At 73.3% G+C, this 25,242-nt stretch carries 21 protein-coding genes; 13 read left to right on the forward strand and 8 right to left on the reverse strand.

Features of this window, described 5'->3' with window-relative positions; all coding sequences use genetic code 11:
* Positions 1 to 27 precede the first annotated feature (27 nt).
* Positions 28 to 3,666, forward strand: coding sequence for a cobaltochelatase subunit CobN (gene cobN / locus ACWY4P_RS51530; protein WP_456207730.1), 3,639 nt, complete (start codon positions 28 to 30; stop codon positions 3,664 to 3,666).
* Entirely contained in the window at positions 3,663 to 4,103 is a 441-nt protein-coding gene (locus tag ACWY4P_RS51535) for an NUDIX hydrolase (RefSeq protein WP_456207731.1), read from the forward strand. Before cobN ends, ACWY4P_RS51535 begins: the two co-directional genes overlap by 4 nt.
* 12 nt (positions 4,104 to 4,115) lie before the next feature.
* On the opposite strand, the gene ACWY4P_RS51540 is transcribed toward ACWY4P_RS51535, so the two are convergent.
* Complete coding sequence (locus ACWY4P_RS51540) at positions 4,116 to 4,367, reverse strand: hypothetical protein (protein WP_319690614.1); 252 nt, start codon at positions 4,365 to 4,367, stop codon at positions 4,116 to 4,118.
* A 264-nt stretch (positions 4,368 to 4,631) separates the two neighbouring features.
* On the opposite strand from ACWY4P_RS51540, the gene ACWY4P_RS51545 reads away from it, so the two are divergent.
* Together ACWY4P_RS51545 and ACWY4P_RS51550 are read left to right on the forward strand one after the other, a co-directional pair.
* Positions 4,632 to 5,645 (forward strand): cation diffusion facilitator family transporter, encoded by a 1,014-nt coding sequence (locus ACWY4P_RS51545; RefSeq protein WP_456207732.1) that lies wholly within the window; start codon positions 4,632 to 4,634, stop codon positions 5,643 to 5,645.
* A gap of 276 nt (positions 5,646 to 5,921) precedes the next feature.
* Positions 5,922 to 7,781, forward strand: coding sequence for a BTAD domain-containing putative transcriptional regulator (locus tag ACWY4P_RS51550; RefSeq protein ID WP_456207733.1), 1,860 nt, complete (start codon positions 5,922 to 5,924; stop codon positions 7,779 to 7,781).
* 33 nt (positions 7,782 to 7,814) lie between these two features.
* On the opposite strand, the gene ACWY4P_RS51555 is transcribed toward ACWY4P_RS51550, so the two are convergent.
* Positions 7,815 to 8,438 (reverse strand): TetR/AcrR family transcriptional regulator, encoded by a 624-nt coding sequence (locus ACWY4P_RS51555; protein ID WP_456207734.1) that lies wholly within the window; start codon positions 8,436 to 8,438, stop codon positions 7,815 to 7,817.
* 371 nt (positions 8,439 to 8,809) lie between these two features.
* Between ACWY4P_RS51555 and ACWY4P_RS51560 the strand changes: the two genes are divergently transcribed.
* The 8 genes from ACWY4P_RS51560 (at position 8,810) to ACWY4P_RS51595 (ending at position 14,827) form a co-directional block, all read left to right on the forward strand.
* Complete coding sequence (locus ACWY4P_RS51560) at positions 8,810 to 9,493, forward strand: SchA/CurD-like domain-containing protein (RefSeq protein WP_456207735.1); 684 nt, start codon at positions 8,810 to 8,812, stop codon at positions 9,491 to 9,493.
* Between the two features lie 60 nt (positions 9,494 to 9,553).
* Entirely contained in the window at positions 9,554 to 9,979 is a 426-nt protein-coding gene (locus ACWY4P_RS51565; protein ID WP_456207736.1) for a cupin domain-containing protein, read from the forward strand.
* The gene (locus ACWY4P_RS51570) at positions 9,976 to 11,241 is read left to right on the forward strand and encodes a beta-ketoacyl-[acyl-carrier-protein] synthase family protein (RefSeq protein ID WP_456207737.1); all 1,266 of its coding nucleotides are present in this window, start codon (positions 9,976 to 9,978) and stop codon (positions 11,239 to 11,241) included. The genes ACWY4P_RS51565 and ACWY4P_RS51570 overlap by 4 nt, the downstream gene beginning before the upstream one ends.
* Positions 11,238 to 12,527, forward strand: a complete 1,290-nt coding sequence (locus ACWY4P_RS51575) for a ketosynthase chain-length factor (RefSeq protein WP_456207738.1) — start codon at positions 11,238 to 11,240, stop codon at positions 12,525 to 12,527. The genes ACWY4P_RS51570 and ACWY4P_RS51575 overlap by 4 nt, the downstream gene beginning before the upstream one ends.
* Positions 12,528 to 12,544: 17 nt before the next feature.
* On the forward strand, positions 12,545 to 12,802 hold the full coding sequence (locus tag ACWY4P_RS51580; protein ID WP_456207739.1) for an acyl carrier protein: 258 nt from the start codon (positions 12,545 to 12,547) through the stop codon (positions 12,800 to 12,802).
* A gap of 8 nt (positions 12,803 to 12,810) precedes the next feature.
* Complete coding sequence (locus tag ACWY4P_RS51585) at positions 12,811 to 13,314, forward strand: SRPBCC family protein (protein WP_456207740.1); 504 nt, start codon at positions 12,811 to 12,813, stop codon at positions 13,312 to 13,314.
* A gap of 45 nt (positions 13,315 to 13,359) precedes the next feature.
* The gene (locus ACWY4P_RS51590; RefSeq protein ID WP_456207741.1) at positions 13,360 to 13,701 is read left to right on the forward strand and encodes a TcmI family type II polyketide cyclase; all 342 of its coding nucleotides are present in this window, start codon (positions 13,360 to 13,362) and stop codon (positions 13,699 to 13,701) included.
* A gap of 94 nt (positions 13,702 to 13,795) precedes the next feature.
* On the forward strand, positions 13,796 to 14,827 hold the full coding sequence (locus ACWY4P_RS51595) for a methyltransferase (protein WP_456207742.1): 1,032 nt from the start codon (positions 13,796 to 13,798) through the stop codon (positions 14,825 to 14,827).
* On the opposite strand, the gene ACWY4P_RS51600 is transcribed toward ACWY4P_RS51595, so the two are convergent.
* From ACWY4P_RS51600 to ACWY4P_RS51610, 3 genes are all read right to left on the reverse strand, one after another.
* Entirely contained in the window at positions 14,766 to 16,301 is a 1,536-nt protein-coding gene (locus tag ACWY4P_RS51600; RefSeq protein ID WP_456207743.1) for a lipase maturation factor family protein, read from the reverse strand. The genes ACWY4P_RS51595 and ACWY4P_RS51600 overlap by 62 nt on opposite strands.
* Before the next feature lie 163 nt (positions 16,302 to 16,464).
* Positions 16,465 to 17,511, reverse strand: a complete 1,047-nt coding sequence (locus ACWY4P_RS51605) for a LacI family DNA-binding transcriptional regulator (RefSeq protein WP_456207744.1) — start codon at positions 17,509 to 17,511, stop codon at positions 16,465 to 16,467.
* 130 nt (positions 17,512 to 17,641) lie between these two features.
* Positions 17,642 to 19,036 (reverse strand): hypothetical protein, encoded by a 1,395-nt coding sequence (locus ACWY4P_RS51610; protein WP_456207745.1) that lies wholly within the window; start codon positions 19,034 to 19,036, stop codon positions 17,642 to 17,644.
* A 183-nt stretch (positions 19,037 to 19,219) separates the two neighbouring features.
* Here ACWY4P_RS51610 and ACWY4P_RS51615 point away from each other — a divergent pair, with 183 nt between their 5' ends.
* Positions 19,220 to 20,086: an Fpg/Nei family DNA glycosylase gene (locus ACWY4P_RS51615; protein ID WP_456207746.1), complete on the forward strand. Its 867-nt coding sequence runs from the start codon at positions 19,220 to 19,222 to the stop codon at positions 20,084 to 20,086.
* Between the two features lie 17 nt (positions 20,087 to 20,103).
* On the opposite strand, the gene ACWY4P_RS51620 is transcribed toward ACWY4P_RS51615, so the two are convergent.
* The 3 genes from ACWY4P_RS51620 to ACWY4P_RS51630 all read right to left on the reverse strand — a co-directional run bounded on the left by ACWY4P_RS51620 (position 20,104) and on the right by ACWY4P_RS51630 (position 25,072).
* Positions 20,104 to 22,182, reverse strand: coding sequence for a bifunctional serine/threonine-protein kinase/ABC transporter substrate-binding protein (locus ACWY4P_RS51620; RefSeq protein ID WP_456213331.1), 2,079 nt, complete (start codon positions 22,180 to 22,182; stop codon positions 20,104 to 20,106).
* Between the two features lie 77 nt (positions 22,183 to 22,259).
* Positions 22,260 to 24,398, reverse strand: a complete 2,139-nt coding sequence (locus tag ACWY4P_RS51625; protein ID WP_456207747.1) for a bifunctional serine/threonine-protein kinase/ABC transporter substrate-binding protein — start codon at positions 24,396 to 24,398, stop codon at positions 22,260 to 22,262.
* Complete coding sequence (locus ACWY4P_RS51630) at positions 24,395 to 25,072, reverse strand: hypothetical protein (RefSeq protein WP_456207748.1); 678 nt, start codon at positions 25,070 to 25,072, stop codon at positions 24,395 to 24,397. Before ACWY4P_RS51630 ends, ACWY4P_RS51625 begins: the two co-directional genes overlap by 4 nt.
* Positions 25,073 to 25,242 lie beyond the last annotated feature (170 nt).

A 25,242-nucleotide genomic window follows, 5' to 3' on the forward strand; every position in this document is an offset into this window, starting at 1 on the left:
CGGACCCCGAGGAAGGCCTGCCGTCGCATGATCCTTTTGCTGTCGACGTCCGACACCGATCTGCTCAGTGCCCGCGCGGCACAGACCCCGGTGCCCTACCGGCTCGCCAACCCGGCCCGGCTCCCGCTTGACGACCTCCCCGCGCTCCTCGACGGCGTCGAACTCGTCGTCGTACGGCTGCTCGGCGGGGTGCGCGCCTGGCAGGAGGGGCTCGACACGCTGCTCGCCGGGGACCGCCCGGTCGTCGTGCTGACCGGCGAACAGGCCCCGGACGCCCAGCTCATGGAGGCCTCCACGGTCCCGGTCGGGATCGCCGCCGAGGCCCACGCCTATCTCGCGCACGGCGGGCCCGGCAACCTCGGCCAGCTGGCCCGCTTCCTGTCCGACACCGTCCTGCTGACCGGCCACGGCTTCGAGCCTCCCGCGCCCGCGCCCTCGTGGGGCCCGCTGGAGCGCACCGCACGCGAGGGCGTCACCGGCCCGCGGGTCGCCGTGCTCTACTACCGCGCCCACCACATGAGCGGCAACACCGCCTTCGTCGAGGCGCTCTGCCGGGCCGTCGAGGACACTGGGGGCCGCCCGCTGCCGCTGTACGTCGCCTCGCTGCGCGCGCCCGAGCCCGAGCTGCTGGAGGCCCTCGCGGAGGCCGACGCGGTGGTGACCACCGTGCTGGCCGCGGGCGGCACCCGGCCGGCCGAGGCGTCGGCCGGCGGGGACGACGAGGCGTGGGACGCGGGCGCGCTGGCCGCGCTGGACGTCCCGGTGCTACAGGCGCTGTGCCTGACCGGCCCGCGCGCCGCGTGGGAGGAGAACGACGAGGGCCTCTCGCCCCTGGACGCGGCGACCCAGGTCGCCGTCCCGGAGTTCGACGGGCGGCTGATCACCGTGCCGTTCTCCTTCAAGGAGACCGACCAGGACGGCCTGCCGGTCTATGTCGCCGACCCCGAGCGCGCCGCGCGTGTCGCGGGGATCGCGGTACGACACGCCCGGCTGCGCCACATACCGGCGGCCGACAAGCGCCTCGCGCTCGTCCTGTCCGCCTACCCCACCAAGCACTCCCGCATCGGCAACGCCGTCGGCCTGGACACGCCCGCCAGCGCCGTCGCCCTGCTGCGCCGGCTGCGCGCGGACGGCTTCGACCTGGGCCCCGAGGAGGGGCCCGAGGCGCTTCCCGGCCTCGCCTCCGGCGACGGCGACGAGCTGATCTACGCCCTCATCGAGGCGGGCGGCCACGACCAGGACTGGCTCACCGAGGAGCAACTGGCCCGCAACCCGATCCGGATCCCCGCCGCCGACTACCGCCGCTGGTACGGCCGGCTGCCGCAGGAGCTGCGCGAGGCGGTGGAGGAGCACTGGGGGCCGCCGCCGGGTGAGATGTTCGTCGACACCAGCCGCGACCCCGAGGGCGAGATCGTGCTCGCCGCGCTGCGCCGCGGCAACCTCCTCGTGGTCATCCAGCCGCCGCGCGGCTTCGGCGAGAACCCGATCGCCATCTACCACGACCCCGACCTGCCGCCCTCCCACCACTACCTGGCCGCCTACCGCTGGATCGCCACCCCCCAGGCCGACGGCGGATTCGGCGCCGACGCCATGGTGCACCTGGGCAAGCACGGCAATCTGGAGTGGCTGCCCGGCAAGAACGCGGGCCTGTCCGCCGCCTGCGGCCCCGACGCCGCGCTGGGCGACCTGCCGCTGATCTACCCGTTCCTGGTCAACGACCCGGGCGAGGGCACGCAGGCCAAGCGCCGCGCCCACGCCACCCTCGTCGACCACCTCGTGCCGCCCATGGCCCGCGCCGACTCCTACGGCGACATCGCGCGCCTGGAGCAGCTGCTGGACGAGTACGCCGCCATCTCCGCGATGGACCCGGCCAAACTCCCCGCCATCCGGGCCCAGATCTGGACCCTCATCCAGGCCGCCAGGCTCGACCACGACCTCGGGCTGGAGCGGCGGCCGGACGACGACGGCTTCGACGACTTCCTGCTGCATGTGGACGGCTGGCTGTGCGAGGTCAAGGACGCCCAGATCCGCGACGGCCTGCACATCCTCGGCGCCGCCCCGTCCGGCCCGGAGCGGGTCAACCTCGTTCTGGCGATTCTGCGCGCCCGGCAGATCTGGGGCGGTACGACGGCGCTGCCCGGGCTGCGCGAGGCACTCGGCCTCGACGAGTCGGCCGCCGGCCGCACCGACGCGGACGAGGCGGAGGACCGCGCCCGCGCCCTCGTCCAGGCGATGGAGGACGCCGACTGGGCGCCGGAGGCCGCCGAGAAGGCGAGCCTGGGGCTGCCCGAGGAGCAGCGCGACGCGGTGACCGCGATCCTCGACTTCGCCGCCCGCGAGGTCGCGCCGCGGCTGGCCGCCACCACCGACGAGATCGACCACGCCGTGCACGCCCTGAACGGCGGCTTCGTGCCCGCGGGACCCTCCGGCTCGCCGCTGCGCGGACTGGTCAACGTCCTGCCGACGGGCCGTAACTTCTACTCTGTCGACCCCAAGGCCGTGCCCAGCCGGCTGGCCTGGGAGACCGGCCGGGCGCTCGCCGACTCGCTGCTGGAGCGCTACCGCCGCGACAACGACGGTGCGTGGCCGCGCTCCGTCGGCCTGTCGCTGTGGGGCACCAGCGCGATGCGCACCTCGGGCGACGACGTGGCCGAGGCGCTCGCGCTGCTGGGCGTCCGCCCGGTGTGGGACGACGCCTCGCGACGAGTCACGGGACTCGAACCCGCGACACTCGACCAGCTGGGCCGCCCCAGGATCGATGTCACTCTACGCATCAGCGGCTTCTTCCGCGACGCGTTCCCGCATGTCGTGGCGCTGCTCGACGATGCCGTGCGCCTCGCCGCCTCCCTCGACGAGCCCGAGGCCGACAACTACATCCGCGCCCACGCCCAGGCCGACCTCGCCGAGCACGGCGACGAACGCCGCGCCACCACCCGCATCTTCGGCTCCCGCCCCGGCACCTATGGCGCGGGCCTGCTCCAGCTCATCGACAGCCGCGACTGGCGCACCGACGCCGACCTGGCGGAGGTCTACACGGTCTGGGGCGGCTACGCGTACGGCCGCGGCCTGGAAGGCCGCCCGGCCCGCACGGAGATGGAGAGCGCCTACCGCCGGATCGCGGTCGCGGCCAAGAACACCGACACCCGCGAACACGACATCGCCGACTCGGACGACTACTTCCAGTACCACGGCGGCATGGTCGCCACCGTGCGAGCCCTCAAGGGCACCGCCCCGGCCGCGTACATCGGCGACTCCACCCGCCCCGAGACGGTCCGCACCCGCACCCTGCACGAGGAGACCTCCCGGGTCTTCCGCGCGCGCGTGGTCAACCCGCGCTGGATCGAGGCGATGCGCCGCCACGGCTACAAGGGCGCCTTCGAACTCGCCGCGACCGTCGACTACCTCTTCGGCTACGACGCCACCACGGGCGTGGTCGCCGACTGGATGTACGACAAGCTCGCGCAGAGCTATCTCCTCGACCCGGAGAACCGCTCCTTCCTCCAGGAGGCCAACCCCTGGGCGCTGCACGGCATGGCCGAGCGGCTGCTGGAGGCGGAGAGCCGCGGCCTGTGGGAGCAACCCGACCCCGAGGTCCTGGCGGCGGTGCGCGAGCTGTATCTGGAGACCGAAGGCGGCCTGGAGGGCGGGGAGGACGAAGCCGGGTGACCGAGTCGGGGAGTGAGCAGGCGACCGGGGCGGCGCCCCTGGAGTCGGTGGGCTGGGTCTGCGTACGCGACGGGCGGCTGCTGGCCGTGCGCACCCGCGGGCGCGACGCGTTCTACCTGCCGGGCGGCAAGCTCGAACCGGGGGAGGACGGGCCGCGGGCGCTGGCCCGGGAGCTCGCCGAGGAGCTCGGCCTGACCGCCGCGCCCGCGGCCCTGGCCGCGCTGGAGCCCTTCGTCATCGAGGACGAGGCACACGGCCAGGACGGCCGACGGCTGCGGATGACCTGCTACACGGGCGCGGCGGAGGGCGAGCCCGTCCCGGGCCGGGAGATCGCCGAGCTGGCCTGGCTCACGGCGGACGGGGCGGGCCGCTGCGCCCCCGCGCTGCGCCAGGTGCTGCACCGGCTGGTGGCCGAGGGCCGCGTCCGCCGCCCGTGACGCGGCGCCGGGTCAGGAGCGCTTGAGGGGCGCCGGGGGAGCGGCGGGCCGGGAGGCGGAGCGGACCCGCTCGGGCCAGGGCGGGCAGTTCACCAGCTCGGCCCACTCCCGGTCGTAGCGCCCCGGCACGGCCCGGCCCGCGGAGGCCCAGCGCTCGACCAGGGCGGCGTAGATGGGCACGCAGGTGCTCTGATGGAGCGTTTCGCCGCCCGCGGTGCTCCGGTCCAGCGCTCTGCTCGGCTGCGAGAGAGAACGGCGTCGCATCGTCGTCGTCATGTCAGGCCAACGCGCCGGGCCCGGCGCGGTCACCGGCTCTCCGTGGAGCTCACCCGGACCGGGGCGTTCTCGCACATATCATCGACCGCGCCCGACAATGAAAAGCATTGCCGAATTCAGAAAGGTAATCCGTATCGCCGCCGGCGCCACGTGATTCCGGCACTTGATAACCGTGTCCATTGCAGCCTTTGGATTATTTTCCGATGTGCTGTTCAATTGCGCTGTTCCGATGGGCGATTCGAGGAGGAGCGGGTGGGCACCCACACGCACGGGCACGGGGAGGGGCATGCCGGGCACAGCCATAGCGTGGCGGAGAACGCCGACCGCCGCTGGCTGCTGGCGGCGCTCTCGCTGATCAGCGGCTTCATCGTGATCGAGGGCGTCATCGGCGTGGTGGCGCGCTCGCTGGCGCTGCTCTCCGACGCCGCCCACATGCTCACCGATGCCGCGTCGATCGTTCTCGCGCTGTTCGCGATCCGGCTCGCGGCCCGCCCCTCGCGCGGCGGCTACACCTACGGTCTCAAACGCGCCGAAATTCTCTCCGCCCAGGCCAATGGGCTCTCGCTGCTGCTCCTCGCGGTGTGGCTGGGCTATGAGTCGGTGGAGCGTCTGATCGACCCGCCCGATGTGAATGGCGCCCTGGTCCTGGCCACCGGGATCGCCGGAGTGGCCGTCAATATCGTGGCGGCCTGGTGCATGTCCAAGGCCAACCGCAGTTCGCTCAACGTTGAAGGCGCCTACCAGCACATCCTCAACGACCTCTACGCCTTCATCGGCACCGCCGTCTCCGGTGTCGTCGTCCTGACCACCGGCTTCGCGCGGGCCGACGCGATCGCCTCGCTCGCCGTGGTCGCGCTCATGATCAAGGCCGGCGTGGGGCTGGTCCGCGCCTCCGGCCGGGTGCTGCTGGAGGCCGCGCCGAACGGGGTCGAGCCCGACGAGATCGGGGACCGGCTGGTGTCCCATACGGCCGTGGCCGAGGTGCACGATCTGCATGTCTGGCAGATCACCTCGGGGGAGGTCTCGCTCTCGGCCCATGTGCTGGTCGCGGCCCCGGACGGCGACTGCCACGCCGTCCGCGAGGACCTGGAGCGGGTGCTGAGCGAGCACTACGGGATCACCCACACCACCCTGCAGGTCGACCACCTCGGCGACCGCCGGCCGCCGCGCGGCGCGGACGGTCCGGCACGGGAGGGCGACGCGCGCGACGAGCACTGCCTCGCCGCCCATGGGCCGGTGCACCGCTCGGCGCCGCACGGCCATTGACGAATGCGCGGTGCGGGTAATCCGCCACCCCGGTTCAGAAATATATGCGTCGAACTGACCCGCGATTTTTAGCGTGTATGGGCGGTCCCGGTTCCGGTCTCCTGGGCGCGTGCGGCTCATGAATCGATTCGCGTATCAACAGGCACAGATGCGATTGAGCCGAAATATGGTGCGGATCTACTGATCATGCAGGCCGGAGGTATGCTCGGCTGAGACCTGAATACGGGGGCACGGACAGGGCCTTATGGCGCCACAATGAACCGGGGGAGTTCGCGTATGAGGTTTCAGGTTCTGGGAAACTTCGAAGTCCTGAGCGACACCCGCGCCCGGACGCCGAGCGCCCCCAAGCTCCGCCGGGCCCTGGCCCTGCTGATACTGCGGCACAACGAGGTCGTGCCCACCAAGGCCCTCATCGACGAACTCTGGGGAAGCAGGCCCCCGGACAAAGCGATTCGCGCCGTACACACCTATATCTACGAACTCCGCCGCAGCCTGGCCCGCCCGGGCGGCGGCGGAGAACTGTTCCTCCAGACCCGGCCGAGTGGCTATACCGTCCGCGTCCCGGAAAGCGCGATCGACCTCAATTCCTTTCGGGTCCTCGTCAAAGAAGGCAGGGAGGCGCTTGCCGCGGGGGACCCGGGACACGCCCGGGAAGTGCTGAACCGGGCCCTGGGGCTGTGGCAGGGCAGCGCCCTGGGCAATGTGGACTGCGGGGAACTGCTCGAAGCACACGCGACCGAGCTGGAGGAGAGTCGGCTGCGCGCCCTGGAGATGCGCATCGAAGCCGATTTCCAGCTCAGCCGGCATCATGAATTGACCGGTGAGCTCAAGGCGCTGGCCGCCGCCCGGCCCCTGCACGAGGGCATCCACGCCAAACTGATGCTCGCGCTCTACCGCTCGGGGCGGCGCGGCGAGGCGCTCAAGGTCTTCCACGACCTGCGCCGCCATCTGGTCGACGAGCTGGGCCTGGAGCCGGGCCCGGAACTCCAGCGGCTTCAGTGCTCCATGCTCGCCGGGGACCCCTCGCTCGACCCGCCGGCCGCCGTCCCGCCCCCACCGCCCCGCCGCGCGCAGCCCCCGGCCCCGCCCGCCCAACTCCCCCGGGACACCGTCGACTTCACCGGGCGGCAGACCGTGCTCGACGAGGTCGGCGGCCTGCTCGCGGCCCACGGCGACGGCACGGGCCTGCCCGTGGTGGCGCTGGTCGGCATGCCGGGCGTCGGCAAGACGGCCACCGCCATCCACCTCGCCCACTCGGTCCGCGCCCGCTACCCCGACGGACAGCTGTACGTACCGCTGGGCGGATCGCAGCCCGCCGCGTCAAAGGTGTCCGCGGCGGAGGGGATGGAGCACATTCTGCGGGGGATCGGCGTGGCGCCGCGCGACATCCCGCCCACGCTGGGCGGACGGATGGCGCTGTTCCGCACCTGGAGCTCCGACCGCCGGGTGCTGCTGGTGCTGGACGACGCAGACTCGCCGCAGCAGGTCGAACCGCTGCTCCCCGGCGGCACCGGCTGCGCCGTGCTGATCACCGGCCGCTCCCTGCTGTACGGGCTGCGCGGGGCGCGGACCGTGGCGCTGGGCTGCCTGTCCACCGCGGAGGGCGGTCAGCTGCTCACCCGGCTGATCGGGCGGGAGCGGACGGACGCCGAGCCCGAGGCCGTCGCCGATGTGGTGCGGCTGGCGGACGGGCTGCCGCTGGCCATCACCTTCCTCGGCGAGCGGCTGATGGCGTTGCGGCCGGTCAGTATCTCCTGCGTACTGGCGAAGATACGATCCGCCAAGGGGCAGCATCGGCTCTCCGAGCTCTCGGCGCTGGGGCTCGACCTGTACGACCGGCTGGACAGCTGCTTCCGCAAGCTCGACGAGGACGCCCAGGAGGCCTTTCTGCGGCTCGCCCTGATGCCGCGCCGGCTGTTCACCGCCGGGCAGGGCGCCCGGGCGCTGGGCACCGACACCACCACGGTCGACGTGGTGCTGATGCGGCTGGTCGACGCCTCACTGGTGGAGGTCGCGGGGGAACGGGCGGCGGGCCGGCGGCATTACCGCTACCGGGAACTGGTCCGCGAATACGCGCTGGAGCGGATGGCGGTGACCCGCACGGCGCCGTCGGTGCGCCACTTCATCGGCTTCTGAGCCCCTGCCCCCGAAAGGCCGCGGGCGGCGCGTTCAGGGGCCGTCCGCGGCCGGGTGTCCGGCCCGCAGCGCGGGCAGCACCACCTGGTCGACCATGGCCTCGATGGCCCGGTCGTCCGGCGGGGTGCCGTTGAGCAGATAGTGCATCATCACCTGCGCGGGCCCGGTCCTCGCGGAGAACGGGCTGGCCGACTCCCCGGGGATCTCGCCGCGCTCGGCCGCCCGCCGCAGGATCTCCGCGATGGCCTCCAGCCGCGGCTCGATGAACCGGGTGCGGAACACCGCGATCAGCTCGGGGTGGCGCAGCAGATCCCCCAGCAGCACCATCGCGGGCGGGCCGGTGCGGCCGGTGAGGGAGTCGGCCATCCGCCGCAGCGCCGCCACCAGCTCCTCGCGCAGATCGCCCGTCTCGGGCAGCTCCTCGCTGGGCAGCAGGACATGCTCGAAGGCGTCGAGCAGCAGGTCCTGCGGGGTGCTCCAGCGGCGGTACAGCGCGGCCTTCCCGGTGCGCGCCCGCTCCGCGACCCCCTTGAGCGTCAGCCTGCCGTAGCCCAGTTCGGCGCACTCGGCGATCGTCGCCTCGTAGATGGCCCGCTCCAGGGCGGCGCCCCTGCGGCGGGTCCGTACCGGCGGCGCCGGTGCCTCCTCCGCGCTCATCCGGCCGCCTCTCTTCCCGACGAGCACTGCTCCGAAAAGCACCTTCAAGCCCCTTTGCGGACTGTATCAGCGGGGTCTACCCTGCGAATAAGGAACAGATTGGTCTACTATGCGCCGGCGACGCATCGCCGCGCCCTCTGCGCACGAGGGGCGAACGAGCATGCCGCCGAGCCCGCGACACGGCAGGAGGCGGCCACCCGTACCCCGGGCTGACCCGGGCCGACGCCCGCCCTTGTGAGAAACCTGTCCGCTTCCTGAGCGTCGGTGTGCAGGCTCGCCGCATCGGCTCTTTCCGGTTCCCCGGACGCGACCCGGTCCCCGGGCCGCGCTGAGCCGACCACACAGCCGCACACACAGGGGGAGTGGTACGGATGGAGCGGGTCGCTCTGGGACTTCCGGTCGGACCGGGCAACGAAACGCGGGTGGCACGGCTGCTGCGCCGCCTCGCCCCGGCCCAGGCCGGCGAGGTGCGCACCGAGACGGTGGCGACGTTCACCGCGCCCGGCCGGGTGCTGCACATCGCCGACACCACCGGCGGTCTCGACGGCCTCGTCGCCGACCTCACCGCGCACCCGGACGTCGCGGCCGGGCTGCGCGAGCTGTGCGGCATGCCCCACCGGCTGACGGCGGCCTCGTCTCTCATCGGGGCCAGGCTCACCCGCTGGGCCCACTACGCCCGGCCGCACCCGGCGCACCTCCCGGTGCACCGCCGCGCCCTGCTCTACCCGGTTCGGCCGGGCAAGGGCGAGGAACTGCGCCGGCTGCTGGCCGCCGGAATCGCCCCCGGCACCTCCCAGAAGCTCGCGTCCGCCCTGATCAGCAGCACCATCTTCGCCCGCCAGGACCTCGTCGTCCGGTTCTGGGAGGCCACCGCGGACCCGGCCGAGGAGCTCGACAACATCGCCCGCGTCGTCCCGCGTTCCGGGCTGGGGGCGAAACTCAACCGCCTCCTGGACGTCGAGCAGGACCTGACCACCGACGCCGGATTCCGGGCGTTCTTCACGGGCTGCGCGATGTCCCCCGCCCCCGGCGCGGGCGCCTGGGCCCGGCCGTAGCCGCGCCACGGACCGCGCCGGCACCACCCACCTCACCACCGTCACTTCCCAGGAGGAAGCGTGACCGCACAGCCTGTCCCCGTCGTCTCGCTGGACGACGCCTTGCCCAATCGCCGGCGCGGCGGAGATCTGCGCACCCTGCTCAGCCCCAAGACGGTCGGTGCCACCTCCGGCTTCCTCGGTGTGGCGATCATCGAGCCCGGCGAGTACGTGGCCGAGCACTACCACCCCTACTCCGAGGAGTTCCTGTACGTGGTGTGCGGGGACCTCGTGGTCGACCTCGACGGCACACCGCGCGAACTCCACGCGGACCAGGGGCTGATGGTCCCGATCGGGATGCGCCACCGCGTGCGCAACACCGGAGCCGTTCAGGCCAGGATCGTCTTCCATCTCTCGCCGCTGGCCCCGCGCCCGGAACTGGGCCATGTGGACACCGAGACGGTCCAGTCCCCGGCCGCCGGCGCGCTCGCCCGGGACACGCGGTGAGTCGCACCGCCGTCATCACCGGGATCGGGGTGGTGGCCCCCGGCGGGGTCGGCACCAAGGGTTTCTGGGAGCTGCTCACCGCCGGACGCACCGCCACCCGGCGGATCTCCCTCTTCGACCCCACCGGGTTCCGCTCCCAGGTGGCCGCCGAGTGCGACTTCGACCCCGCCGCGGAAGGGCTGAGCCCCCAGGAGATACGCCGGATGGACCGGGCCGCCCAGTTCGCGGTCGCCGCGACGAGGGAAGCGCTCGCCGACAGCGGGCTGACCCCCGCCGAGGTGCCCGCGCACCGCACCGGCGTGAGCCTGGGCAGCGCCGTCGGCTGCACCACGGGACTGGAGGAGGAGTATGTCGTCCTGAGCGACGGCGGCCGGCTCCACCTGGTCGACCACCGCTACGGAGTCCCCGAGCTGTACGGGTACATGGTGCCCAGCACGCTCGCCGTCGAGACGGCATGGGCGTGCGGTGCCGAGGGCCCGGTCGGCCTGATCTCCACCGGCTGCACCTCGGGTCTCGACGCCGTCGGCTACGGCGCCCAGCTCATCGCCGAGGGCTCGGCCGACGTGATGGTCGCGGGCGCCACCGACGCGCCCATCTCGCCCATCACCTCGGCCTGCTTCGACGCCATCAAGGCGACCTCGCCCAACAACGACGACCCGGCCCATGCCTCCCGCCCCTTCGACCGCCTGCGGGACGGCTTCGTCCTCGGCGAGGGCGCCGCCGTGCTGGTGCTGGAGGAGCGCGGCCGCGCCGAGGCCCGGGGCGCGCATGTCTACGCCGGGCTCGCGGGCTTCGCGAGCCGCAGCAACGCCTTCCACATGACCGGACTGCGCCCCGACGGCCGGGAGATGGCCGAGGCCATCCGGGTCGCCCTGGACCGGGCCCGCCTCGCACCGGGCGACGTCGACTACATCAACGCGCACGGCTCCGGCACCCGGCAGAACGACCGCCACGAAACAGCCGCCTTCAAGCGCGCGCTCGGCGAGCGGGCCCGCGAGGTGCCCGTCAGCTCCATCAAGTCCATGGTCGGCCACTCGCTCGGGGCGATCGGCGCGATCGAGGTCGCCGCCTGCGCGCTGGCGCTGGAGCACCAGGTCGTGCCGCCCACCGCCAATCTGTGTCACCGGGACCCCGAATGCGACCTGGACTACGTCCCGCTGACGGCCCGCGACCACACCATGGACGTGGTGCTCTCGGTCGGCAGCGGCTTCGGCGGCTTCCAGACGGCGATGCTGCTCAGCCGGCCCGGGAGGGCCCGGTGACCCCCGCGGCCGGGCCGGCCACGCGCACCGCCACCGCCGTCGTCACGGGCCTTGGCATCGTCGCGCCGGGGGGCATCGGCGTCGAGGAGTACTGGTCGGCGATGCTGCGCGGGCACAGCGCCATCGGCCCCATCACCCGCTTCGATGCCTCCGGCTATCCGGTGCGGCTGGCCGGCGAGGTGTCCGGCTTCCGCACCGAAGAGCGCATCCCCAGCAGACTGGCCGTCCAGACCGACCGCTGGACCCACCTGGGCCTGGCCGCCGCGGAGGCGGCGCTCGCCGACGCCGGGGCCGAGATATCCGCGAAATCTCGACTGTCTGCACTATCTGCACTGTCTGAACTGTCCGAATACGACATGGCGGTCGTGACCGCCTCCTCCTCCGGCGGCACCGAGTTCGGGCAGCGGGAGATCGAACGGCTGTGGTCGCGCGGCCCCCGGCACGTCGGCGCGTACCAGTCGATCGCCTGGTTCTACGCCGCGACCACCGGCCAGATCTCCATCCGCCACGGCATGCGCGGGCCGTGCGGGGTCATCGCGGCCGAGCAGGCCGGCGCCCTGGACGCACTCGCGCACTCCCGCCGGGTGCTGCGCGACGGCGCCCGGCTCGTGGTCAGCGGCGGCACCGACGCCTCGCTGTGCCCCTACGGTCTGGTCGCCCAGCTCTCCACCGGCCGGCTGTCCACCCGCCAGGACCCGGCGCGGGCCTATGTGCCCTTCGACGCCGAGGCCTGCGGCCATCTTCCGGGCGAGGGCGGGGCGATGCTGATCGTCGAGGACGCGCGCTCGGCCCGGCGGCGCGGCGCCCGCCACGCGTACGGCGAGATCGCCGGGCACGCGGCCACCTTCGACCCGCCACCGGGCTCCGGCCGTGAGCCCGGGCTGCGCCGCGCCGTCATGAACGCCCTGATCGACGCCCGGATGGCCCCGGAGGAGATCGACGTCGTCTTCGCCGACGCCGCCGCCGTACCCGCCCTCGACCGTGCCGAGGCGGACGCCCTCGCCTGGGTCTTCGAGCCGTACGGCGTGCCCGTCACCGCGCCCAAGACGCTGACCGGCCGGCTCTACGCGGGCGCCGCGCTGGACGTGGCCACCGCGCTGCTGGCCATCCGCGACGACGTCATCCCGCCTACCGCGGCCGGGGTGACCCCGCACCCGGACCACCGGCTCGACCTGGTGGTGGGCGAGCCGCGGCCCGGCCCCGTGCGGGCGGCCCTGGTGGTCGCCCGGGGCTTCGGCGGCATGAACGCCGCGCTGGTCCTGCGCCGGACGGACCCGCGCGGGTGAACGAGCAAGGAGACACCATGACCGAATTCACCATCGACGACCTGAGGCGGATCATGCGCGGCAGCGCGGGGGCCCAGGACGGGGAGCGCATCGACGGGGAGAACCTCGACGCCGACTTCGCCGACCTCGGCTACGACTCGCTGGCCGTACTGGAGATCCAGTCGCAGATCGAGAACACCTTCGATCTGACGCTGCCCGACGACGCCCTCAGCCAGATGCGCACCCCACGGGAGACCGTCTCGGTGGTCAACGCCTGTATCGGAAAAGAGGAGTGAGCCGACACATGACCGAAGCGATCGAAGCGACTGAAGCGACTGAAGCGACCGAGCATGCCCGCACCGACAACTCCATCGTCATCGATGCGCCCCTGGACCTGGTCTGGGACATCACGAACGACGTCGAGAGCTGGCCGCGGCTGTTCAGCGAGTACGAGAGGGCCGAGATACTCCACCGCGACGGCGACACCATACGGTTCCGCCTCACCATGCACCCGGACGAGGACGGAACCCGCTGGAGCTGGGTCTCCGAGCGCACTGCGGACCCGGCCACCCACACCGTCCGCTCCCGCCGCGTCGAGACCGGCCCCTTCGCGTTCATGGACATCTTCTGGGAGTTCACCCCGGAGCCCGAAGGGGTGCGGATGCGCTGGGTCCAGGAGTTCCACATGTCGCCCCGGGCGCCCGTCGACGACGCCGCCATGACCGCGCACATCAATCGCAACACCAGGATCCAGATGGCGCTGATCCGCGACCGGATCGAGGCCCGCGCCCGCGCGGCGGCCTCCTGAGCCGGCCCACCCCGACCACCGCAACCCCACACCGAGGAGATCCCCATGGCCACGACCTTGATCGTCGCCCGGCTGAAGCCCGGCGACCACCAGACCGCGATCAGCGGCCTGTTCGCGGAGTCGGACGCCACCGAACTGCCCGACCTGGTGGGTGTCCAGGAGCGGCGGCTGATGACCTTCCAGGACCTGTACTTCCACCTCGTCCGCACGGACGAGGCGCTCTCCAAGACACTCACCCCGCAGCACGACAACCCGCTGTTCCGGTCGATCAGCGAGGCGATGGACGAGTACGTCACCCCGTACGAGGGCGCCTGGGGCAGCGTCCAGGAGGCCTCGGCCCGGCAGTTCTACCACTGGAAGCGCGGCATCGGCCAGGTCCAGCCCTGACGCGCGGCCACGAAGTCACGCGCCCGGCGGACCCCGCCGCGTCCGGCGACGGCCCGGCCGCGGCCCACCATCCCTCACGAGAGGCGGAAACGCTGTGACCGACACCGACTACACCCCCGAGCTCGCGACCGCGGCCCGGGTGAAGGAACTGGCGATGGGCCTGTGGGTCTCCGCCATGATGATGACGGCCGTTCAACTGCGGATCCCCGACGAGATCGACGACAAGCCGGTCGAGGCGGGCGAGCTCGCCGCCCGGCTGGATCTGCACCCCGAGGCCCTCGCCCGGCTGCTGCGGGCACTGGCCGCGCAGGGCGTCTTCGCGGAGGTGGCCGAGGACCGCTTCGGACACACCGAGCTCTCCAGGGTGCTCCGCGAGGACCACCCGAACAGCGTGCGCTACCAGGTGCTGTGGACCGTGGCCCCCTGGACCTGGCAGGCCTGGCCGCACCTGGAGGAGGCGGTACGCACCGGCGAGCGGGTCTTCCCGCGCCTGTACGGCAAGGAGTTCTTCGCCTATCTCTCCCAGGACGCCCCGCAGTCCGCCGAGGTGTTCAACCGGGCCATGACCCAGTCCTCCACCTTCACCTCGGCCATGGTCGCCGAGGCCCTGGACATGACCGGCGTACGGGTCGTGGTCGACGTCGGCGGCGGCCGCGGCCACCTGCTGCGGACCGTCCTGGAGCGGTACCCCTGGCTGAGCGGGGTGCTCTACGACCTGGCGCCCGTGGTGGCCTCGGCGGATCCCGCGCTGCGGCCCGGCGGCGAACTCGCCGACCGCGCCCAGGTGATCGCGGGCAGCTGCCTGGACGGCGTCCCGCCCGGCGACCTCTACATCCTGAAGAACCTGCTGGAGTGGGACGACGAACGGACCGTCACCACCCTGCGGCATGTGGCCGGGGCGCTGCGCTCGGGCGGCCGGGCGGTGCTGGTGCAGAACCTGGTCGACGACAGCCCCGAACCCAAGGTCACCACCGGGATGGACCTGCTGCTGCTCCTCAACGTCGGCGGGAGGAAGCACACCAGGCGGCAGCTGACCCGGCTGCTGTCCGAGGCGGGCCTTGAGATCACCGAGACCCGCCCCACGGCCAGCAGCCTCTTCGCCATCGAGATCGCCCTGCGCGGCTAGGCCGCCCCGTCCCCGCCCCGTGCGTGTCCTCGCCCGCCGGTCTGTCCGGGCGGTCGAGGGCGACCGGGGGCAGGAATTCGCGGATGAGCGTGCGGTGCCACCACGCGCCGGTGGCCCGCAACTCACGCCAGGTCGTGAAGCGGTACAGAAACAGGCGGGCGCGGATGTGCGTGGGCGGCGCGTCGGGGAAAGGGCACACCCGCAGCAGCTTCAGCGTCGCCCGGTCACCCTCCAGCAGCTTGGTGACCAGCGGGCCGAACCAGGCCCGGGCGTAGGCCGGCGAGATCCCGGCGAACCACATCATCCAGTCCAGACGCAGGTGGTACGGGGCGAACTGGCGCGGCATCCGGCGCACATCGCCCGGCTTGCCCCGGAACTCATACTCCTTCCACACCGCGTCCGGCGTGGGCAGCGGCTCGTCGGTGCCCTGGATCACCACCTCGAACCGCGCGCGGTTGACGCTGCCGAAGGCGCCGTAGGTGTTCACCAGGTGCAGCGGATTGAAGGAGTAGTTCATCAGCTGACTGCCCGACACCAGGTTGCGGGCCGGCCAGTAGCTGAGCACCACCACCAGAGCGGTGGCGGCCGGCACCAGGGCCTCGAACCACAGCGGGGGAGCGGCGAGCGGCGGTGGCTCGGGCAGCCCCAGGGCCTGGGCCGCGCGCCGCCCGTCGACCACGGTGAGGGCCAGCAGGATGGTCACCCAGTTCAGCCAGGAGAAGTTGCCGGACGCGACCAGCCACAGCTGGGTGACCACGATCACGCCCCCGGCCACGCTCGCCACCGGCTGCGGCGTGAACAGCGCGAGGGGCACGATCAGCTGGGCGAAGTGGTTGGCCGCGACCTCGACCCGGTGCAAGGGCTTCGGCAGCCGGTGGAAGAACCAGCTCAGCGGGCCCGGCATCGGCTGAGTCTCGTGGTGGAAGTACAGACAGGTCAGCTGCCGCCAGCAGCGGTCCCCCCGGATCTTGATCAGTCCGGCGCCGAACTCGACCCGGAACAGCAGCCAGCGCAGCAGCCACAGCACCAGGACCGGCGGCGCGGTGCGGGCGTTGCCGAGGAAGACGGCGAGGAAGCCGGTCTCCAGCAGCAGCGACTCCCAGCCGAACCCGTACCACACCTGCCCCACGTTGACGATCGACAGATACAGCAGCCACAGCACCAGCCAGATCAGCATCGCGGCCCACAGCGGCACCCGGTCCGCGGCCCCCGCCACCACCGCGGCGGCGAGCGCGGCCCCCAGCCAGGCGCAGCCGGTGAAGAAGCGGTCCGAGAAATGGAGGTGGAAGAGGCTCGGGGAGCGCCGGAACGGCACCCGCGCGGTGAACCGGGGCACCGGCGTCAGGCCCCGCTCGCCGATCAGGGCCCGCCCCTGGCTCGCCGCGACCACAAAGGCGATCAGGTAGACGGCCGCCAGCCCCCGTTGGAAGACCAGCCGGGTCAGCCAGTAGTCGGATGAGGTGAACCACTCCATGCGGAACCGCTCCCTGGGCCTGTTTCCCGGCTCGGTTCGTGCTCGCTGCCGGGCACCCGGCTATCCGTACCACCTGCGGCCGGACGCGCGCGCCCCGGCGGGCCCCGGGGCGGGCCGGTTCATCCGGTCGGCACGCTCGCCCGCCGGCCCTCGCTTAACCGGTTCAGGGCCGCCGTGGCGGGGCGGTGCTGCCGCGCGGGGTGAGGGCCGGAGTGGGCGCTTGGTGGGCGCTGGGCGCCGCCTGGCCGAGTACGTCGAACAGGCGGCGGGCGACCTCGGCCCCGAAGCCGAAGACGTCGTGGCTCATCGCCGACAGCGTGGGGTGGGTGAGCTGGCACAGCTGGGAGTCGTCCCAGGCCAGCAGCGAGACGTCCGCGGGCACCGACAGACCCATCTCGGCGGTCACCGACAGGCCCGCCACCGCCATGATGTCGTTGTCGTAGATGATCGCCGTCGGCCGGTCGGCCGAGGCCAGCAGCGCCCGCGTGGCGCGCGCCCCTTCCTCCCCCGAGAAGTCGGTGGCGACCGTGCGCCCGTCGGCCAGGCCCAGCTCCCGCACGGCCGCTTCCAAGGCGGCGGTGCGGATCACGCTGTGCCCCAGCGTGGCGGGGCCGCTCACCCGGGCGATCCGCCGGTGGCCCAGGGCCGCCAGATAGCGCACCGCCTCGGTGACGGCGCTGCCGTCGTCGGTCCATACGCAGGTGAAGCCGCCGACCAGGGAGGGGTGCCCGGCGGCCACGGCGGGCAGCCCGAGCCGGCGCAGCTCGGGGACGCGCGGATCTCCGTCGTGGAGGTCGACGAGAATCGACCCGCCGACCTGCCGCCCCCGCCACCACGCCTCCTGGACCGCGATCTCCTCCCGCACATCCCGCACCAGCCGCAGCAGCAGCGAGCAGGACCGCTCGACGAGCACGCTCTCGATGCCCGAGACGAACTCCATGAACCACGGCTCGAGCCCCAGCATCCGGGCCGGCCGGGCGATGGCCAGACCCACGGCGTCCACCCGCGCGTTGGACAGCGACCGGGCGGAGAGATGCGGCGCCCAGCCCAACTCCCGGGCGGCCTCGAAGATCCGGGCCCGGGTGGCCTGCGAGACGCCCGGGCGGTCGTTGAAGGCCAGCGACACGGCGCCCTTGGAGACCCCGGCCCGCGCGGCGACGTCCCTGATGGTGACGCGCCGCGGTGGGCCCGCCGTGACCTCGCTGTCCATGCACCGACTCCCGCTGCTCGGCTGCCGCTCGCGACGAACGCCACACCCTACCGCGTCGGTAAACCGGTCAAGGTCGCTTTTCGCGTGCGCAGCGCCTCGAACGGCCACCGGCCGAGCCGTGCACGGTCCCTCACCCGCTCCGCCGGTACGCCGACGGCGAGGGTGAGGGGCCGCGGCCGAGGACCTGGCCGAGCGTGCCCATCGGCGGCTTGAGCAGGTCGCCGGCGCGGGGGAACGACGGGCGCGGCGCCACCAGGTCCCGCAGCCCGGCGGGGAGGGGTAGCCGGTGCCAGGGGACGTACCGGTTGACCAGGTCGAAGGCCGCGCGCACCGGGGCCGGCAGGACGGCGTCACGGCGCGGTGCGACGGGAGTGAACGGCTCGATGGGGGCGAGCCGTTCGACGGAGGTGAGCGGTTCGAGGGGGATGAACGGCTCGACGGGGGTGAGCGGTTCGACGGGGGTGAAGCGCGGCCCCGGCCGATGAGCGCCGCTCGCCTCGTACGCGGCCTTGCGGGCGCGGTTGAGGTTGCCCAGCGGGCGGAACTCCTCCGTGGTGTACCAGGGGTTGAAGGCGAGCTGTTCCACCCGGCGCGCCGCCGAGTGGGCCGCGGCCGCGTCCAGGTCCTGGCGCGGCACGGTCAGCAGGGCCACCGGGACGACGGGCGTGTCGCTCTCCTGCCACTCCACCGAGCCGTCCTCGACCGGGGTGCGGCGCTCGTCCAGATACCGCTGCACACACAGCTCGAAGCAGATGTCGCCGGTGAACAGGCGCTGCGTCAGCTCCCGGTGGAGGTAGCCGGGATCGCCGCGGTCGGGCGGCGGGGCCGGGGTGCCGCCGGGGGCGGGGCGCAGCTGGTAGCGGACCGGCCCCGCGTCGCCCCACAGGATCGCTCCGCAGCTCCAGAAGGTCTCGCGGGCCAGCGAGCCGACGGCGTACCGGGCGGCGGTGTGCACATTGCGGCGCATCCGGGCGGCGGTGGACCAGCCGACGGCCAGCGGAAGCTTCACCAGCAGCCCGAAGGCCTGCTCGGCGGCGCTGCCCGCGCCCGCCATGGCCTTGGCGAAGGCGACGTATTCGCGCGCGTCGGCGGCGTGCGACACCGGGAAGCTGGTGGCCAGCAGATCGTGTGTCCCCTCGGGCCCGGCCAGCACCCGCACGGCCATCCCGCGCAGATCGGGCGCGGCGTCGGGCCGCTCGGTGCCGTTCGCGTTGGACAGCCGTACCGTGGCCGGGTACTCGGCGCCCGGCTGCGCGTAGCCGACCCGCAGCGCCTCGGGCAGGTCGTCGTGGAAGCGCAGCCGGGCGTTGTCCACGCCGAGCGCGGGCTTGGTGTGAAAGGTGCGCAGGAGGTGCGCGGGGCCGCCGCCGTGCCGGTTCGCCCGCTGCACGCCCACCAGCTCGTGCGCCAGCTTGTCGAGGACCAGCCGCTCCGCCTCCAGGCTGCCTCCCTCGTACCGTTCGTAGCGGAGGAATGACGCAGCGTGATGTCGCGTGGACCGCTCGTGCTGTGCGGTGTCGACCATGGGGGAAGCCTCCGTGCGGGACGGGGAGAGACGTGGTACGGCGGGGCGGCGCGGGCGTGCCGAGCCGGTGCGCGGCGCCGGTCCGGCTCTTGGGTCAGCGTAGGGGCGGGCCATCGGACCCGCAGCTCAGCGCCGCCGGCGGGGTGACCGGCGGGGGCCCGGCCGCTGCGGCACACTGGTCTCATGCCGGAACTGCCGGAGGTGGAGGCCCTGGCCCAGATCCTGGCCGAGCGCGCCGTCGGCCGGGAGATCGCCCGCGTCCACCCCGCCGCGATCAGCGTCCTGAAGACGTACGACCCGCCGCTGACCGACCTCGAAGGGCGCACCGTCACCGCGGTCCGCCGCCACGGCAAGTTCCTCGACCTGGCCACCGACGGCCCGCATCTGGTCCTCCACCTCGCCAGGGCGGGCTGGCTGCGCTGGCGGGACGGCCTCCCGGAGGCCCCGCCCCGCCCGGGCAAGGGCCCGCTCGCGCTGCGGCTGCGCCTGGCCGGCCCGGAGGGCTCCGGCTTCGACCTCACCGAGGCCGGCACCCACAAGGCGCTGTCCGTCTCCTGTGTGCGCGACCCCCAGGAGGTGCCGGGCATCGCCCGGCTGGGGCCGGACCCGCTGGCGGAGTCCTTCACCCTCGAGGCGTTCGCCGGGCTGCTGCGCGGAGTGCGCCACCGGATCAAGGGCGTGCTGCGCGACCAGAGCGTCATCGCCGGCATCGGCAACGCCTATTCGGACGAGATTCTGCACGCCGCCCGGATGTCGCCCTACCGGCTGGCCGGAGACCTGACCGAGGAGGAGGTCGCCCGGCTTTACGGGGCGATGGGCGCCACGCTGCGCGACGCCGTCGAGCGCTCCCGGGGGCTGGCGGCGCGCGACCTGAAGGCGGAGAAGCGCGGCGGCATGCGGGTGCACGGCCGTACCGGCGAGCCTTGCCCGGTGTGCGGCGACATGGTCCGCGAGGTGTCCTTCGCGGACTCCTCCCTCCAGTACTGCCCCACCTGCCAGACCGGCGGAAAGCCGCTCGCCGACCGGCGGCTGTCCCGGCTGCTGAAGTAGCGCCGACCGGGGCGGTCTCAGGCGCGCGTCGCCGTCTCGTAGTCGCCCAGGAAACGGAACCGCCCCTTCTCGACCCGGTAGAGGAACAGCCCGGTGCCCGGGGTCAGGGAGCCGTTGCCCCGCTCGAATCCGTACGTCTTGGTGATCCCCCGGTACCGGACCGCGCGCAGCCGGCGCGCCATGGCTTCCCGGTCGACGCCCTGCGGACCCAGCTCGCGCAGCGCCTGGGCGATGAGCCCGACGATGTCGTACGCCTCCGCGGCGTAGCGCCCGGGCGCGGCCCTGTACCGCTTCCGGTAGGCGGCCGCGAAGGGCCGCGCCGCGGGCAGGGCCGTCGCGTCGGTGAACGCCGAGCTGAGCAGCCAGCCGTTCGCCGCCTCGCCCGCCCGCCCCGGGAACGCGGCGTCGATGACCGGCTGCGTGGCCAGCCGTGCTCCGGTGAAACCGGCGGACGCCAACTCCCGGGCGAACCGCGCGGCCCGGGGCGCGAGGCCGCCGAAGACCACCGCGCGGACGCCGCTTCGGCGCACCTCGTCCACCGCCCGGCCGAAGTCCCTCGCGCCCGCCGGGACGGTGACGGTCACCGACGGCAGGTCCCCGCCGCGCATCGCGGTGGCCATCGACCGGATGAGGTTCCAGCTGTAGTCCCCGGCGGCGCGGTCGTCGACCAGGGCCGTGCGGTGCGGCCGGATGTGCCGGGCGAGATAGGACAGCAGCGGAAGGCCGAGGCCGCCGTCGTCCGGCCGGGTCTGTAGATAGGACGTGTACTCGACGGTGGACACCTCGGCCGTGCCGACCGACACCGACAGCAGGGGCAGCGACTCCTGGTCGTAGGTGCCGATCGCGGCCGCGCAGGTCGCGTCGGTCGTCGGCCCGATGACCGCCATGACCGCGGGGTCGGTGGCCATCCGCTGGGCGACGGTACGCGCGCCGGCCGGGGCGCCACGGTCGTCCAGGACCTTGAGGGCGAGCGTGACGGGCCGGTCCGCACGGGCGTTGAGGTGCTCCACCGCCAGCTCGGCGCCCCGGCGCTGGGCCGTCCCGGCCGCGGCCTGCCCGCCGGTCAGATCCGCGTGCACCCCGACCGTCCACCGGGGCGGGGTGCGCCGGCCGCCCCCGCCCGCCCGGCCGCCCCCGTCGGGGCGCGCGGCCGCCCAGATGGCGAAGCCGCCCCCGGCCGCCAGCACCGCGCCGCCCGAGGCCAGCACCAGGAAGCCGCGGCGGCCGGGGCGCGGCTGCGGCGCCCCACCCGCCGGACCGACCACGGTCGGCGGGATGTCGGGCAGCGCCAGCAGCTCCGCCGAGCGCTTGGCGATCAGCTGGGCGACCGGCCGCGGCAGCCACCGCGTACCGTCCGGCGGCGGCTCGCCGTCCGCCGGCCGCCGCCCTATCTCGGCGGCGGTCGGCCGGCGCTCGGGGTCCTTGTCGAGGCAGGCCTCGATGAGCGGGCGCAGTTGATCGGGCACGCCGGTCAGATCGGCCGTGTCGTGCACCGTACGGAACAGCATCGCGGCCACCGGACCGGTGCCGAACGGCGGGCGTCCGGTGGCGGCGTAGGCGAGGACGCAGCCGAGCGAGAAGATGTCGCTCGGCGGCCCGAGCTCCGGGCCCCGGCCCAGGGCCTGCTCGGGCGAGAGATAACCGGGCGATCCTATGACCACGTCCCGCGCGGTGATGGCGGTGTCGTCGAGGGCGCGGGCGATGCCGAAGTCGATGAGGCGGGGGCCGTCGGGGGCGAGGAGGATGTTGGCGGGTTTGACGTCGCGGTGGATGAGTCCTGCTTGGTGGATGGCGTGGAGTGCTTGGGCGAGGGTGGTGGCGAGGGTGTGGGTGGTGGTGTGGGGGAGGGGTCCGTGGGTGGTGATGGCTTCGGTGAGGGAGGGGCCTGGGATGTAGGTGGTGGCGAGCCAGGGGGTGTCGGAGTTGGTGTCGGCGTCGGGGACGGTGGCGGCCCAGGGGGTGTTGATGCGGCGGGCGGCGGTGACTTCGCGGTGGAAGCGGGTGCGGAATTGGGGGTCGTGGGCGTATTCGGCTTGGATGACTTTGAGGGCGAGGAGGGCGCCGCCGGGGGAGCGGGCGAGGTAGACGACGCCCATGCCGCCCGTGCCGAGTCTGGCCAGCAGCCGGTAGCCCCCGATCCGCGCCGGATCCCCGGAACGCAGCGGCCGCACGGCTAGCCGTCCTCGTACGGGGCGTCGCCCAGGAAGCGGAACCGGCCCCCTTGGACCCGGTACAGGAAGAGCGTCCCCTTCGTGTGTTCGAAGGAGCGGTCCTCCGCGCTGAACGTGAACTTCTTGGTGATGCCCTGATAGTCCGTCTTCAGCAGTTGCGACAGCACCGAGGCCCGGGCCGGCGCCCGCCCGCCGGCGGTCCGGATGCTCCGGGCCAGCAGCCGCCCCGCGTCGTAGGCCTCGGCCGCGTACCGCTCCGGTGCGGCCTTGAAGCGGCGCCGGTAGGCGGTCATGAAGCCGGCCGCGGACGGTTTGGCGGCCGGGTCGACGAACGTGGCCGTACACGTCCACCCCTCGGCCGCCTGCCCGGCCCGCGCCACGAAGCGGGGGTCGACGACCGGCTCGGTGGCGTAACGGGGCCCGCGGAACCCCGCCCCGTCCAGCTCCCGGGCGACCTTCGCCGCCGACTCCCAGAAGCCCGCGAAGACCACTGCCGCCACCTTCTCGCCCATGAGATACGACACGGCCGGGCCGAAGTCGTCGGTTCCCGCGCGGACGACCTTCGGGACGATCTCGTACTGGGCCGACTGCATCAAGCGGGCGAACGTCAGGGCGAGCCGCTGGCTGTAGTCGTCGCCCTTCCGGTCCTCGATCAGCCCGATCCGCCGGCTGTGCAGCGTCTGCCGGAGCCGGAGGCCGAGGGGGTACCCCTGCCAGATGTACTCCGGCCGGGCCAGCAGGGCCGATCGGTAGGCGACGGCCGGCGGGAACGTCCTGACGGACACCGCCAGCATCGGCAGCTTCGCCTCGTCATAGACCGCGACGGCGGTCTCGGCCGTCTCGTCGGTGGTCGGGCCGATGACGGCCAGCACCGAGCGGTCGGCGGTCAGCTTCTTCGCGACGGCCTTCGCCACGTCCGGCCGACCGCCGTCGTCGAACACCTTCAGGACCAGCTCGAAGGGTCTGTCCTCGCGGGCGTTGAACTCCTCGACCGCCAACTGGGCGCCCCTGGCCTGGGCCCGGCCCGCCGCGGCGGCGCCGCCCGACAGATCCGCGTGCAGCGCCACGGTACGGCGGGGCAGCCCGGGGGCCTTCTCGGCTCCCTTCGCGTCCCGGCCCCAGGCCGCCCACGCCGCGAGGCCGCCGCCCGCGAGCACCACGGCCCCGGAGGCCGCCAGCAACCGCCGGCGGCCGGGCCGGGCCGGTGCCTTCCCCGGCTCCCCCGCCGGGTCGGCCTCGGTCGCCTCGACGCCCGGCAGACCGACCAGCGCCGCCGACCGCTCCGCGATGAGATGGACGACCGGTTCCGGCAGCCAGCCGTCACCCTCCGGCGGGACGTCCCGGGCCAACTCCCGCGCCAGGTCAGCGGCGGTCGGCCGGCGCCCGGGGTCCTTGTCCAGGCAGGCCTCGACGAGCGGGCGCAGTTGATCGGGCACGCCGTCCAGCGGGACCGCGTCATGGACGGTGCGGAACAGGACCGCGGCGGGGGCGCCGGTGCCGAACGGCGGGCGTCCGGTGGTGGCGTAGGCGAGGACGCAGCCGAGCGAGAAGATGTCGCTCGGCGGCCCGATGACCGCGCCATGCGCCTGCGCCTGCTCGGGCGACAGGAACCCGGGAGAGCCGATCACCATGTCGGTGGCCGTGATGGCGGTGTCGTCGAGGGCGCGGGCGATGCCGAAGTCGATGAGGCGGGGGCCGTCGGGGGCGAGGAGGATGTTGGCGGGTTTGACGTCGCGGTGGATGAGTCCTGCTTGGTGGATGGCGTGGAGTGCTTGGGCGAGGGTGGTGGCGAGGGTGTGGGTGGTGGTGTGGGGGAGGGGTCCGTGGGTGGTGATGGCTTCGGTGAGGGAGGGGCCTGGGATGTAGGTGGTGGCGAGCCAGGGGGTGTCGGAGTTGGTGTCGGCGTCGGGGACGGTGGCGGCCCAGGGGGTGTTGATGCGGCGGGCGGCGGTGACTTCGCGGTGGAAGCGGGTGCGGAATTGGGGGTCGTGGGCGTATTCGGCTTGGATGACTTTGAGGGCGAGGAGGGCGCCGCCGGGGGAGCGGGCGAGGTAGACGACGCCCATGCCGCCCGCGCCGAGTCTGGCCAGCAGCCGGTAGCCCCCGATCCGCGCCGGATCCCCGGAACGCAGCGGGATCACTTCAGCTCCTCCTTCACGGCCTGGGCCATCTTGATCAGCGGGGAGTACAGCATGTCGTCGGTCTCCTTCTCGCTGTATCCCTTGGCTCCTTTGATCATCACCGCCACGGTCACCGGCCCGATCCGCGAGCTGCCCCAGATGTAGGGATACGGGCCGCCGGCCGAGTCGCTCTCGTACTCGCCGTGCTCCCAGATCTGGTCGTCCGCCGTCTCCTGGCCCCGCCGCCCCCACGGGGCGCCCGAGGACAACAGCGAGATGATCCGCTCGTCCTGGTTCAGCCGCTGCTCGGGGCAGCGCACCACCTCCTCCAGCGTGGTGGCCATCTCCTGGTCGGCGCTGTCGGCATCGGCGTGCACCGATACCACCGCCATCACCCGCACCGGCCCCTTCCCGGCCTCCTTGGCGGGCAGCACGCTGTGCTGCGACAGACTGGCGAGCACCCCCTCGGGCAGCTCCTCGCGCTGCCACACACACGCTCCGTCCAGCACCGCCCAGGTACGCGCATCGCTCTCGAAGGGGCGCTGCCGCACGAACTCCGCCCCGAAGTCCCGCGGCCCGGCGATCACTTGGCGGGCCAGCCGCAGCGCCCGCGCGGAGGTGTCGGGCACCCGGTCGGGGCGCACCGTGAAGTCGGGGCCGGCCGGGCTCGGGCTCGGCTGAGGCGCGTCGTTCACCGACGGCGGCGACCCCAAGTCCGGAGGCGCACCGGAGCCTTTGGGGCCCGGCCCGCCGGACCCCGATGAACAGCCGGCCAGCAGCACGCCGACCGACAAGGCGGCCACACCGCCCCGAAGCACCACGCGCCATCGCACAGTTGCCCCCTCCCCCCACACACGAGCGTCAA

The sequence above is a fragment of the Streptomyces sp. LZ34 genome, assembly GCF_053890475.1.

Bases quoted from the DNA above. Each gene is read 5' to 3' on its own strand.
- cobN (WP_456207730.1), top strand. From the start codon at position 28: ATGATCCTTTTGCTGTCGACGTCCGACACCGATCTGCTCAGTGCCCGC.
- ACWY4P_RS51540 (WP_319690614.1), bottom strand. From the start codon at position 4,367: ATGCGACGCCGTTCTCTCTCGCAGCCGAGCAGAGCGCTGGACCGGAGC.
- ACWY4P_RS51550 (WP_456207733.1), top strand. From the start codon at position 5,922: ATGAGGTTTCAGGTTCTGGGAAACTTCGAAGTCCTGAGCGACACCCGC.
- ACWY4P_RS51555 (WP_456207734.1), bottom strand. From the start codon at position 8,438: ATGAGCGCGGAGGAGGCACCGGCGCCGCCGGTACGGACCCGCCGCAGG.
- ACWY4P_RS51560 (WP_456207735.1), top strand. From the start codon at position 8,810: ATGGAGCGGGTCGCTCTGGGACTTCCGGTCGGACCGGGCAACGAAACG.
- ACWY4P_RS51580 (WP_456207739.1), top strand. From the start codon at position 12,545: ATGACCGAATTCACCATCGACGACCTGAGGCGGATCATGCGCGGCAGC.
- ACWY4P_RS51585 (WP_456207740.1), top strand. From the start codon at position 12,811: ATGACCGAAGCGATCGAAGCGACTGAAGCGACTGAAGCGACCGAGCAT.
- ACWY4P_RS51590 (WP_456207741.1), top strand. From the start codon at position 13,360: ATGGCCACGACCTTGATCGTCGCCCGGCTGAAGCCCGGCGACCACCAG.
- ACWY4P_RS51600 (WP_456207743.1), bottom strand. From the start codon at position 16,301: ATGGAGTGGTTCACCTCATCCGACTACTGGCTGACCCGGCTGGTCTTC.
- ACWY4P_RS51605 (WP_456207744.1), bottom strand. From the start codon at position 17,511: ATGGACAGCGAGGTCACGGCGGGCCCACCGCGGCGCGTCACCATCAGG.
- ACWY4P_RS51610 (WP_456207745.1), bottom strand. From the start codon at position 19,036: ATGGTCGACACCGCACAGCACGAGCGGTCCACGCGACATCACGCTGCG.
- ACWY4P_RS51615 (WP_456207746.1), top strand. From the start codon at position 19,220: ATGCCGGAACTGCCGGAGGTGGAGGCCCTGGCCCAGATCCTGGCCGAG.
- ACWY4P_RS51620 (WP_456213331.1), bottom strand. From the start codon at position 22,182: ATGGGCGTCGTCTACCTCGCCCGCTCCCCCGGCGGCGCCCTCCTCGCC.